Annotated in this window: 12 protein-coding genes; 7 read left to right on the top strand and 5 right to left on the bottom strand. The window is 39.5% G+C overall.

All coding sequences use genetic code 11. The features are described 5' to 3' along the window. Positions 1-619: 619 nt before the first annotated feature. Positions 620-1,267, top strand: coding sequence for a glycoside hydrolase family protein (locus RMX89_RS20790; RefSeq protein WP_322669838.1), 648 nt, complete (start codon positions 620-622; stop codon positions 1,265-1,267). Between the two features lie 17 nt (positions 1,268-1,284). Here RMX89_RS20790 and menH read toward each other — a convergent pair whose 3' ends face one another. The 5 genes from menH to metG form a co-directional block, all read right to left on the bottom strand. After that, positions 1,285-2,103, bottom strand: coding sequence for a 2-succinyl-6-hydroxy-2,4-cyclohexadiene-1-carboxylate synthase (gene menH, locus RMX89_RS20795; RefSeq protein WP_322690269.1), 819 nt, complete (start codon positions 2,101-2,103; stop codon positions 1,285-1,287). A gap of 380 nt (positions 2,104-2,483) precedes the next feature. Further along, the gene (locus RMX89_RS20800) at positions 2,484-2,885 is read right to left on the bottom strand and encodes a metal-sensing transcriptional repressor (RefSeq protein ID WP_322690270.1); all 402 of its coding nucleotides are present in this window, start codon (positions 2,883-2,885) and stop codon (positions 2,484-2,486) included. 93 nt (positions 2,886-2,978) lie between these two features. Continuing rightward, on the bottom strand, positions 2,979-4,145 hold the full coding sequence (lptC, locus tag RMX89_RS20805) for an LPS export ABC transporter periplasmic protein LptC (protein ID WP_322669841.1): 1,167 nt from the start codon (positions 4,143-4,145) through the stop codon (positions 2,979-2,981). Between the two features lie 44 nt (positions 4,146-4,189). Continuing rightward, entirely contained in the window at positions 4,190-4,819 is a 630-nt protein-coding gene (locus RMX89_RS20810; RefSeq protein ID WP_069072029.1) for an NYN domain-containing protein, read from the bottom strand. Between the two features lie 167 nt (positions 4,820-4,986). Then, positions 4,987-6,591, bottom strand: a complete 1,605-nt coding sequence (gene metG, locus RMX89_RS20815) for a methionine--tRNA ligase (RefSeq protein WP_322690271.1) — start codon at positions 6,589-6,591, stop codon at positions 4,987-4,989. 379 nt (positions 6,592-6,970) lie between these two features. On the opposite strand from metG, the gene RMX89_RS20820 reads away from it, so the two are divergent. The 6 genes from RMX89_RS20820 to RMX89_RS20845 all read left to right on the top strand — a co-directional run bounded on the left by RMX89_RS20820 (position 6,971) and on the right by RMX89_RS20845 (position 10,749). Further along, positions 6,971-7,696 carry a 1-acyl-sn-glycerol-3-phosphate acyltransferase gene (locus RMX89_RS20820; protein ID WP_322690272.1) on the top strand — a complete coding sequence of 242 codons (726 nt, stop codon included), beginning with the start codon at positions 6,971-6,973 and terminating at the stop codon, positions 7,694-7,696. A 184-nt stretch (positions 7,697-7,880) separates the two neighbouring features. Further along, positions 7,881-8,699 (top strand): alpha/beta hydrolase, encoded by an 819-nt coding sequence (locus tag RMX89_RS20825; protein WP_322690273.1) that lies wholly within the window; start codon positions 7,881-7,883, stop codon positions 8,697-8,699. 152 nt (positions 8,700-8,851) lie between these two features. Beyond that, entirely contained in the window at positions 8,852-9,088 is a 237-nt protein-coding gene (locus RMX89_RS20830) for a hypothetical protein (protein WP_322669845.1), read from the top strand. A 77-nt stretch (positions 9,089-9,165) separates the two neighbouring features. Continuing rightward, the gene (locus RMX89_RS20835) at positions 9,166-9,276 is read left to right on the top strand and encodes a hypothetical protein (RefSeq protein ID WP_322690317.1); all 111 of its coding nucleotides are present in this window, start codon (positions 9,166-9,168) and stop codon (positions 9,274-9,276) included. Next, a complete protein-coding gene (locus RMX89_RS20840; protein WP_322690274.1) occupies positions 9,242-9,430 on the top strand; it encodes a type II toxin-antitoxin system PemK/MazF family toxin in 189 nt (62 codons plus the stop codon). The genes RMX89_RS20835 and RMX89_RS20840 overlap by 35 nt, the downstream gene beginning before the upstream one ends. A gap of 152 nt (positions 9,431-9,582) precedes the next feature. Continuing rightward, complete coding sequence (locus RMX89_RS20845; protein WP_322690275.1) at positions 9,583-10,749, top strand: EcsC family protein; 1,167 nt, start codon at positions 9,583-9,585, stop codon at positions 10,747-10,749. Positions 10,750-11,098: the final 349 nt, after the last annotated feature.

Here is an 11,098-nt window from a genome sequence, read left to right on the forward strand (position 1 = left end):
TAATCGCTGAAATTCCTTTGCCGTATACATTTACCATTTTCGGATAAGTCTAATTAGTATCATTAAATACTCAATCTCACGGTTCGCAGTTCTCAATCGGTCGTAATACAGACTTTTTATTGGGGATCGCAGTTGGGCATTGGTGTCAAATTAAATCAAAACCTTCGCAATGAGATTGTATCGACCTATCGCCCGATTTGAGCAAAGAAGCAATTATTACTGAGAGCAGATGCTACTATAATCAATTGACTTTATACTTATTCGAGATTTTTGCGAGTCTCTCGGTTGTTATACTTACAGTAGTTTTCTTTTAGATGAAGTACAAAGCTACGGATTTTAAGGCAGGAGGTAGAAACTCTTTATATTTGATGCGTCAGTCCGGCATTTTGTACCTCAGTTACTTACAAACTCCTGTATTTATACTCTTTTTTGCTAATTTCTCAAAAAATGAGCAAATCGGAAATAATAACTAACAATCAGGTGTGAACTTTACTCGAATCAGTTCGTCGGTGATTTTTGTTAGCAAAAAGAGTGAATTTGAAGGAGTCAGACTCTGAAAGGCTTTGAATTCAAAGGTGTTGAAAAACTTATTGGCCCAATAGCCGCGCTTCTCGGCTTTGTGTATTTGTTGCAATGGTATATTGGAGACTTGCGATCGCCTCCCGATCCCATCTTTGAAAATAAACAGCCGCCTTTGGTGATGAAAGAGGGCGACCCTTATATCCGCGCTTTAATGCGAACTATCTCGGCAAGTGAGGCTAGTGGAAACCGCCCCTATTCGCTGTTGTATGGGGGACAGCAAGTCAACGACCTTAGCCGACATCCTGAGATATGCGTCACAATTGTCACAGGCCCTAATACAGGAAATTGTTCTACCGCTGCTGGCAGATATCAAATTATCAACATTACTTGGTATCGTTTAGCTCCTCTTTATCACCCAAAGCCGATGCGAATGATGTTTTGGACTACTTATAGTTTTGAAGCAGAATATCAAGATGTAGTAGTTTACCGTTGGTTAAATGATTCTAAAGTTTGGGGAACTAATATTTCGCAACTGTTGCGTCAGGGAAAATTAAATGATGTTTTGCGGCGACTCTCTCCCACTTGGACAAGTCTGGGATATGGTATAGAAACTAATTCTGTTAGTAGCTCTTTGCCTAAAGTTTATCAGAAAATGTTGCAAGAGGAATTAACCGCAGCTAAACAACCAACAGCCCCAAATTTGCCACCATCTCCAACTCCTTCTAGCAAGGCACTAAAGAAGTAGTGAAGTTATCCTAATTTTTAACTTGCTGCGGATAAAAAACTTTTGATATTTTCCACAAATGCCAAAGGATTTTCAAAGTGGATATTGTGTGCAGCATTGCTAATTATTTTTAGCTGTACAAATTCGCATATTTTAGCCATTTCTGTATTAATAGATATAAATTTTTGATCGTATTCACCGACTAGTAAAAGCATGGGAATTGTACTGCATTGTAGTTTTTCCCATAAAGAAGGCTGACATCCAGTACCCATAAAGCGCAATGATTTATCTAATTCCTGTGAATTGTTCTGCAACCGACTTTCAATCATGCGATCGTATTCTGGATGATTTTTTATATCGCCAAAAATCGGCTGATTGTACCAATTTGATAGAAAAGCAATAAAATCAGTTTTTTCAAAGGTTCTTGTTAATTTTCTACCTATTTGTGTATCAAGTTTAATCCGTTCTAATCGTTCTGTTGCTGTTGATAAACCTGGGGAAGCTGACTCTAGCACAACTTTATAAAAACGTTCTGGAAAATTCAAGGCTAGGTATAAAGCCAATCTTCCACCCATTGAATAACCAACTAAAAAGCATTTGGCAATTTCTAACTTATCCAGTAAGTTGATTAAAGCATGAGCAGTGTTTGCCATTGTATAGTATTCGTCCCCACCCAAAACTTGAGTTTTTCCATGTCCGGGGAGATCAATTGTTAAATAGGAAAATTCGTTAAATAGTAATTTTATAGCTTCATCAAATTCATTAATATTACCCATGAAGCCATGCAAAAAAAGAATTAGTGGTTTATCTAGAGTGCTAGTTAAAGAATAATTAAGCTGATAGTTTTTTACGCTCATAGTTTAGCTAAAAACTTCGTAATCCTACAGCATATAGCGGTTATCAGTTGAGTGGAATACAGACCTAACCCCCAGTTCTTTCCTTATAAGGGAAGGGGAGTAAGATTCAAAGCCTCTCTCCTTTTAGGAGAGAAGAATGGAAGTGAAGTCAAACTGTATTTTCCATTCGATAACCGCTATATTATCTTATGGAAAAAGTTTTTACCTCGTTCACTTTTTTTTCTAGGAGTAAACAAGGCAAGTCTATAAAAATAGGTTATCTACAAGTTATCAATATGATGTTGCCGGGTGAATGTCACGATGCACTATATTATTTTTGATGTATTGCTACTCATGCATCACTAATTTTGCGAATGCATTTTAGATTATTTTTCTCATTCTTAAGGTAAAAATCGATCTAAAGCAGCTTTTAACTGTTTAATTTCAACGTCAATATTACCCTCTTGTGCGGCTCTAGCAATACACTCAGTTAAATGTTCATCCAAAACAATTCGCGCTACCTTATCTAATGCGCCCCGCACTGCGGCAATTTGCAGTAGAACATCAGGACAAGGGCTATTTTGCTCGACCATTGCCTTAATACCACGAACATGTCCTTCTATACGCGATAATCGATTGACAATTCGCCGTAAAGACTCTTCGCTATGGATGTGGGGATGAGCCAACTCTCCAGTCCCATGAGTACCATCTGTATGCTCGTGGTCTGTATCGTGATAGTGGGGATGTTCTGCTTGCTGGGATGTTGGCAAGGATTTTTTACCTAATCGATTTGATCCATTCATGGGCTATCAAAAGGCTTGTATTACTAAGATCCTAGTCTAGTACTCGACCAACCCAAAACTTACGAGTGAAAGCAGATCCTATTCACCCTAACTTTACTGCTGACGATTGGCTCTTTCTTGGGGAATAATCTCCGTTACTACCCTACCGCTAGAACTGCCACCTTTGACAACAATATTTTCTGTTTGCAGATTACCAACTGCTGTTTCACCCACAAAATTTAATGGTGGGTCAATTTGTCGGTAAACAACATTTCCCTGAGCTTCAACTAACTTATTATCTAAATACCAAGTTAATGTATTGGATCTTAGAGACTGGCGACGCTGACCAACGGCGTTGACGTTACCTTTTAAGTAAACGGTTTTTTGCGGTATTTTCATTTCACCTTGATTGGCTGTCACTGTGACATTTTCAGCACGCTGGAACATTCGCGTAGGTGAGTTTGTAGTTACAGTTTCTGCGTTCATGTTCCAGGTCATAGAGTTACTAGCTATTTGCATTGGTGGGTCTAGTAAGTCTAGTTGAGCATTCTTTTGGATAGTGGCAATTTTTGTTTTTAAGTTGACTTCGGCAGAATTACCCTTACCGCGATCGCTAATTTTATTATCTTTGTAGCGGTCAATTTCTAGAGGGCGATCGCCAATCAGTTTTTCTTCTTTAATATTCCAGATTAAATGTTCAGTTCTCACTTGCATCTGGGGATCGATAGAATTTGCTACTACTCCTCCAGAAAATTCCATCCGTTGTTCGCGGGTTTTAACTCGTACTTCCTGCGCTACTGCTTGTAGTTTTTTATGGCTGCCGTTAATCTTGTTACGAACAATCAACAAATCTTCTTTGGGACGCCATTCTAATTCATTACCTTGCAACACAATCCCATTACTAGGATCTGTGGCAAATATTTTACCTTTTAGAAACAACTGCTTCCCATCTTGTTCAATGTCTGCTACATCTGCCTTAATTTGGTAAACAATTTTGCCATCTTGATATAGTTCACCATAAGGACTTTCAGCCTGACCAATTTGTTTTTCTTTGGTGTATTTTGCGGTTTTAGCCCTGACTTTCCAAATTGGTCTTCCCACTTCATCTGCTTGTTCTAGGGTGACATCAAAGAAAGTCAAATTGCTATCTTTGTTAGATGAATCAGCAGTATTTTGTTGGGAAGCTGGAGGTGATTTACCCCCACAGGCGACTAAAGCAAATACCAATAAAAAGGTCAAAGGTAAAACAAGAAAGGAGGGAGTGGAGGAGAAATCTTGCATTTTTCTCTTTCCCCATCTCCCTCTTTTATGAAATTGATACGCCATTATTCTTGGATTTCTAGGTGTCCATCACTACTTCTGGGGTCTTCCAAAAAACCGATCCCAGATAAAGGCCGGTATGGATAGCTTTGGCGAGGAGTTTTTTGAATATCTTCTTTGATCGCTTCTAAATCAATGTAGCGATCGCTTACATTAATTAAGCTGTCACTGGTCATGGAACGCAAGCTCACAACTTCTACCCGCACGCCACGATAGCTGACTGAATTTACTGCATAAGCTAAATCTCCATCACCGCTAACTAAAACTGCGGTATCATAAGAATCTACAAGTGCCATCATGTCTACTGCTATTTCTACATCCAGGTTAGCTTTTTTAGAGCCATCTGGTAGCTGGACTAAATCCTTAGCAATGACTCGATAGCCATTGCGACGCATCCACAGCAGAAACCCCTGTTGCTTCTCGTTTGTTCGATCTACACCAGTGTAGAAAAAAGAACGCAGTAATCTAGAACCTCCTGTTAATCGACATAATAGCTTCGTGTAATCGATTTCAATCCCTAGTTGCAATGCCGCGTAAAATAAATTTGAGCCATCAATAAATATGGCGACCCTACCCCGATTTTCCAAAACTTGTTCTGGCGTAAATATTGAATCGTTTTCCAAATTATTCAACATTGTTGTGATACCTCAATTTTTATCCCTGTTATTTTTGATACAAATTACCAACTTTTAGATGCTAGTCACAGCGGCTTATGATAATGTTCCGCAGCTAATTTAAATTGAGCCACGATAAATTTTGTGAGAAAATAAAAAAATTGAACAAAATCAGAGTTTGATAAGGACTAATCGTTTTTCGGGGATTCTATTCGCTGAAAAACAGGTTGGTGTTTACCCAACTGTTGTTTGCTCGATAGTAGTCCCCATGTAGCATGGGTGGCAAAAGGAGCATTAACTGAACTTTGTATTTGATCGTTAAAGTTTATTCCAAAGCCCAGTTGCTGATAAATATCGCTACTGATGTTCGGAATAATTGGGGATAGCAGATAAGCTGCCAGTCTAACCGATTCTAGAACTGCGTAGAGAACCTTTTCGACCGATTCCTGCTGTCCCTGTTTATATAATGACCAAGGAGCCTGTTCATCAATAAACTTATTACTGGCTTGCGCCAGTGAAAGTATGACCACGCAGGCTTGACTGAAAGCTAGCTCTTGGTATGCTTGTTTTACCTGTTCCCCTAGACGTAAACCAATGGCTTTCAAAGGATTTTCGTCAGGAATCCCTTCATTGCCGATTGATGGGACATTATTCTCAGCACAGTACTTTTTCACCATGCTCATGGTGCGATTGAGCAAATTACCTAAATCATTTGCCAAATCTGCATTCAGAACATTAATGAACCTAACTTCATTAAAATCTCCATCTTTGCCAAATTCGATTTCCTTAAGGAAGTAATAACGAACGGCATCACTACCATAGCTCTTAACTAATGCCACAGGATCAAGGGTATTACCCAGACTTTTGCCCATCTTGAGACCATCTTTGGTCAAAAAGCCATGTCCAAAGACTCTCTCTGGCAAGGGTAAGCCAGCCGATAACAGCATTGCTGGCCAGTAAACTGCATGAAAGCGCAGAATATCTTTACCAATTAGATGCAAGTTGATTGGCCACCATGTTTCTAAAGCATTTGCTAAAGTTGGTTCTGCATCTGGTTCTAGCAATGCTGTGACATAACCTAGCAACGCATCAAACCAGACATAGAGAGTGTGCTTGGGATCGACTGGTACGGGAAAACCCCAATCTAAATTCACTCGTGAAATGGAAAAGTCTTGCAGTCCTTGATTGACAAAGCTGAGGACTTCGTTGCGCCGACTTTCTGGTTGAATAAAATCCGGTTTAGATTGATAAAATTCTGTCAGCTTAGTTTGATATTTTGATAAGCGGAAAAAATAGTTTTGTTCGTCTCGCCACTCCACTTCTTTGTTAGTATGAATTGGGCAACGGTGTCCTTCTAGCAGATCCCGTTCTTCTTTGAATTCTTCGCAGGATACGCAGTACCAGCCTTGTTGTTGTCCCTGGTAAATGTCACCAGATTCCCAGACTCGCTCAAAGAATTCTTTAACGATCGCTTGATGATGAGGCGCAGTAGTCCGACTAAAGCGATCGTATTGAATATCTAATAATTGCCATAAACTAACGAAACTAGGGACAATTTCATCACAAAATTCTTGTGGCGCTTTCCCTAAACTTTCTGCCGATCGCTGAATTTTTTGCCCATGTTCATCTGTACCTGTAATTAGTAATACTTGATGTCCCAGTAATCTCTGAAATCGCGCCACTACATCGGCTGCGATCGTCGTGTAAGCACTGCCTATATGAGGGACATCGTTTACATAATATAGGGGTGTGGTCAGCGCAAATGTAAATTCTTTTTTTTTCACTAGATTCATACAAAATAAAAATTAACTTATTAAAACGTTTTACATCTTACCTTTTGTCGGCAAAACCAGGTAATTATACAATATTATTACCATTTTTTCCAATAACATCTTCATACTAGCAAGTTTATCAAGTCCAGAATCGTTTTTTAATACGCATCAATTAAACTCATTTTTACCTAAAAAATGGAAACTAACTAATCATAATTTTTTTGAATAGTTTATATTAGATATTCTTGTGTTCAAGAATACATAATTGAGAATGCAGAAAATCTAATTACTCTTGTAGATTAGATATTTCTATCTTAAGACGGTCATGGCGATAGTAAAGAAATGTAAAAATAAAATTAAGACAAATTGCCATGTTTACTGGAAGATATATTGATTAGGTATGAGTGGAAATAGCCCCCTAGAGATTTCTCGCGCTTTGGTGGCGGCATTCTCAACGCAAATGTTCCGCTATTACGAAGACCGCATTCCCCAGGATGCGAGCGTCTTGGTAGTCAGCAATCACCGCAGCTTTATGGATGCACTGATTTTAATGGCGGCGTTATCGAGTCCGATTCGCTTTGCTTGCCATCACTACATGGGACAAGTTCCAGTCATGCGGGAGATTGTCACCGGTCAATTGGGGTGTTTTCCCTTGGAAGAAACTCAAAACCGCCAGCAAAGCTTTTTTTCGCAGTCACAATTGCTATTACAGTCCAAGCAGATGGTGGGAGTATTTCCAGAAGGGACTGCACCAATGGTGAAATTTACTCAGCCCAACCACGTGGGTGAGTTTCAGCGCGGATTTGCCCATTTGGCATTACGAGCGAATGTGCAAGATTTAGCTATTTTGCCGATCGCGATCGCTTCCTTAGAAGAAGTAAACACTAATGGCTTCCCATTAAGACTTTTAAGTGTATTCGACCCTTCAGAACCTTTATTTAAGCAAAGTGGTTGGCATCCCTTGGTAATTTATCGTCGAGTTGCGGTGTTAATCGGTCGTCCTTATTGGATTACGCCCCAACATCATAAAAAATATCATGGCAAACACGCCAGAACTGTTGTGGCTGAACTGACAGAACACTGTCACGGCGAAATTAGCAATTTACTGCGTCAAGGTTGCTATTAGAGCCATTCAATTTTGGATTTTGGATTGTTCTTATGACTTTCAATGTCTTGCTCTAAAAGGACGTTTGTTTTAGGTAAGAAGCACCGAACTTTATTTGAAAGCAACGATCGACAGTCCAAAAGTTTTATACCATTGACCAATACTTCGACTACGCTCAGTACAAATGACTAATGACTAATGACCAATGACTATCACAGAAGTTGAGCTAAATCCTTGTTTTCTAACTCCTAAACGAGTACAGCCAGAGTATCCACTTTTGGTATATTTGCCAGGAATGGATGGAACTGGTCAACTATTGCGATCGCAAACCGCTGGATTAGAAGCTGGCTTTGATGTCCGTTGTTTGGCGCTCCCCCGGAAAGACCTTAACACTTGGGATGTCCTAACTAAAAGTGTATTGGACTTGATCGATGCTGAATTAGAAAAAAGCTCTCAAAGACCAGTTTACCTGTGCGGTGAGTCCTTTGGTGGTTGCTTGGCAATGAAAGTGGCAATCCAAGCACCCCATTTATTTAGGCGAATTATCCTAATTAACCCAGCTTCGTCCTTTCAGCTTCGCCCTTGGTTAAGTTGGGCATCCCAATTAACTTACCTAGTGCCATCAGGATTGTATGATGTCGGTGCATTAGGCTTGTTGCCATTTTTAGCATCTTTGTCACGCATTTCTCGGAGCGATCGCCACGATCTGCTAAAAACGATGCGTTCTGTCCCGTCAGAAACCGTTCTTTGGCGGTTGTCTTTACTACGAGAGTTTCATGTTGATGAGGAACAGTTAAAGCGTTTAACTCAACCAGTTTTGTTGATTGCTGGTGCTAGCGATCGCCTTTTGCCTTCTGTAAGCGAAGTCAACCGAATAGGGAACATCTTACCAAATAAAAAGATTGTAGTGTTGCCCCATTGTGGACACGCTTGCTTGCTAGAGCAAGATACTAATCTCTATGAAATTCTTCAGGATAACGACTTTTTAGAAAGTAAAGCTGATACAGGTAGAGTTAATAAGTAAAAAGTGTGCTACACATAAATTCAGAGAGTTCACAACCTCAATTTTGCTTTCTTTGATAAGAAGGAAAAGTAAAGTAAATTTAATATCTCGTCACCTTCAAATAAGATTTGCATCCTTAAAAAGCTTAAACACATATTTTTGGAGACTCTTAAATGATTGCTCTCAAAGAGTTCCTCAGCCAGGAATTAGACAAATTGAATGAAGAACAACTCAAACAAGTTAGTGATTTTATTGCCTTCCTCAAATTTCGCAGCAGAAATATTAGCTGGCAAATAGATAAAAATCAAATGGCCGCTCTTTACAGTGAATTTGCCCAGGAAGATCGTCAACTAGCGGAGGCAGGATTAGATGAATATGCAGAACTACTTACACAAGAAGATTTAAAATGAGGGTTCAACGAGGTTAAGTATGGCTAGCAAATTTAGATCCTACTAAGGGTTCTGAACAAGGAGGCACAAGACCAGTTATTCTTTTTCAAGATAATATTGTCGCCGAATTTTCCACCACCATCATCACCATTCCTCTAACAACAAATTTGCGTCGTGCGTTTTTTAACCTGTTTATTAATTCAAAGTAGTGAAGGTGGATTAGAAAAGGATTCAGTTGCTTTTTGCCACCAATTGCAGGTACTTGATAAAACAAGATTGCAAAGAAAAGCGGGCGTTCTGACTCCAGAAATACTCACTATTTTAGAAGGCAAAGTATTGTTGACATTAGGTTATCAGTGGTAAAATCAGAACCTCTGTCATCCATCTTATGTCTATAGTTAAAGCTTAGAATCATTCTTATTTACTCTGACGAATTGTACTTATCGAGAGATGTCAAAGCCCCTCAAACTTCGTTACAACAAAAAAAGAGAGGCTTTACAAGATGGTGTCAAACTATGGCAGACAAACTCCAAGAAATAGAGGTGAATAAATTAGTTAATTCATCCAGAGAAACTTCAGAAGTAAAAATCCAGACTCAATCATCAGTAGAAAATGAACCGTCTATAGTAGAGTCTTTGATTAAAACTGTTGCTGAGACTGGTCAAGCAGTTTTAGACACAGCAATCGAGGTAGGAGAAGCGACAGCAAAAGAAACACACAAGTTTATTGAGCAAACAACTCAAACCAGCGGTCAGGTTGTAAATCGTCTGAGCGAAAATTGGCTGATTAGAAAACTATCTGGAGTCTTAAATCTCAATTGGCTGATTAACGATAGTAACCTTGTTAATTTAGAACAAGCAGAAGCGGCGGTAAACAAGCTTAAAAAACAGTATCCAAATGAATCACCTAGCCAGCTTGCTCACCGAATCATGGTGGAAAAATCAACTAAAGCAGCCACAGTTGGACTAACCACTAGTATTTTGCCAGGAATAGCAGTGGCATTGTTGGCAATTGATTTAACAGCCACAACAAAATTGCAGTCAGAAATGCTTTATCAAATTGCATCTGTCTACGGGCTAGATTTAAAAGATCCTGCTCGTAAAGGTGAAATTTTAGCAATTTTTGGGTTGGCTTTGGGTGGAGGGCGTTTGTTGAAAGCTGCGGGGTTAGGCTTGCTGCGAAATGTGCCCTTGGCGGGTGCAGTGATTGCAGCTAGTTCCAATGCAACGATGATCTATTCATTGGGCTATGCTGCTTGTCGATTTTACGAAGCCAAGCTGGATGAATCAACTTCCTTAGCATCACCACAGACATTAGCAACATTAAAAGCCGAAAGTGAAAAGTATCTAGAAAGTGCGATCGCTCAAGAAGCAGTCATGGATCAAATCTTAGTTCACATGATCCTTGCTAGTCATCCAGACAAGACTTTAGAAGAAATTTTGCCAGAATTACAAGCTGTAAAACTCAGTCCTACCTCGTTGGATGCGATTGCTCAAAATATCAAATCACCTAAATCTTTAGATATACTGCTCAATCAGCTGAATCGTGATTTTGCCATACCCTTGCTGGCTCAGTGTAAAAAAATTGCCCAGCTTGATAATAAAACTACACCACACGAACAAGAAATAATCGCAGCGATCGCCCGTAAATTTAATATTGATACAAATAAAATCGAGGGATAGGGCATGGCGCATGGGACAAGAAGCAGGACGTAAAAGAATCTGACTTTTCACGGCATCTGGAAAACCTCTCTCTAAATCTCTCTCCTAAAAGGAGAGAGACTTTGAATTTTCCCCCTTCCCGCCACGGGTTGGGGGTTAGGTTTTTAGTGGACTTTTCCATATAACGCGAAAAGTCAGGTAAAAGAATGGAGATTATAGCTTCATTAACGAGGATCAAAGACTCGTTAACGGAGTTCTGAGGTGGATTAACGAGTATCAAAGACTCGTTAACGGAGTTCTGAGGTGGATTAACGAGGATCAAAGACTCGTTAACGGAGTTCCGAGGTGGATTAACGAGTATCAAAGACTC

The sequence above is a fragment of the Nostoc sp. DedSLP04 genome, from assembly GCF_034530775.1.
Lineage (GTDB): Bacteria > Cyanobacteriota > Cyanobacteriia > Cyanobacteriales > Nostocaceae > Nostoc.

Excerpts from the sequence above, each read along its gene's own strand:
- menH (WP_322690269.1), bottom strand. The coding sequence starts at position 2,103 with ATGAGCGTAAAAAACTATCAGCTTAATTATTCTTTAACTAGCACTCTA.
- RMX89_RS20800 (WP_322690270.1), bottom strand. The coding sequence starts at position 2,885 with ATGAATGGATCAAATCGATTAGGTAAAAAATCCTTGCCAACATCCCAG.
- lptC (WP_322669841.1), bottom strand. The coding sequence starts at position 4,145 with ATGCAAGATTTCTCCTCCACTCCCTCCTTTCTTGTTTTACCTTTGACC.
- RMX89_RS20810 (WP_069072029.1), bottom strand. The coding sequence starts at position 4,819 with ATGTTGAATAATTTGGAAAACGATTCAATATTTACGCCAGAACAAGTT.
- metG (WP_322690271.1), bottom strand. The coding sequence starts at position 6,591 with ATGAATCTAGTGAAAAAAAAAGAATTTACATTTGCGCTGACCACACCC.
- RMX89_RS20820 (WP_322690272.1), top strand. The coding sequence starts at position 6,971 with ATGAGTGGAAATAGCCCCCTAGAGATTTCTCGCGCTTTGGTGGCGGCA.
- RMX89_RS20825 (WP_322690273.1), top strand. The coding sequence starts at position 7,881 with ATGACTATCACAGAAGTTGAGCTAAATCCTTGTTTTCTAACTCCTAAA.
- RMX89_RS20830 (WP_322669845.1), top strand. The coding sequence starts at position 8,852 with ATGATTGCTCTCAAAGAGTTCCTCAGCCAGGAATTAGACAAATTGAAT.
- RMX89_RS20845 (WP_322690275.1), top strand. The coding sequence starts at position 9,583 with ATGGCAGACAAACTCCAAGAAATAGAGGTGAATAAATTAGTTAATTCA.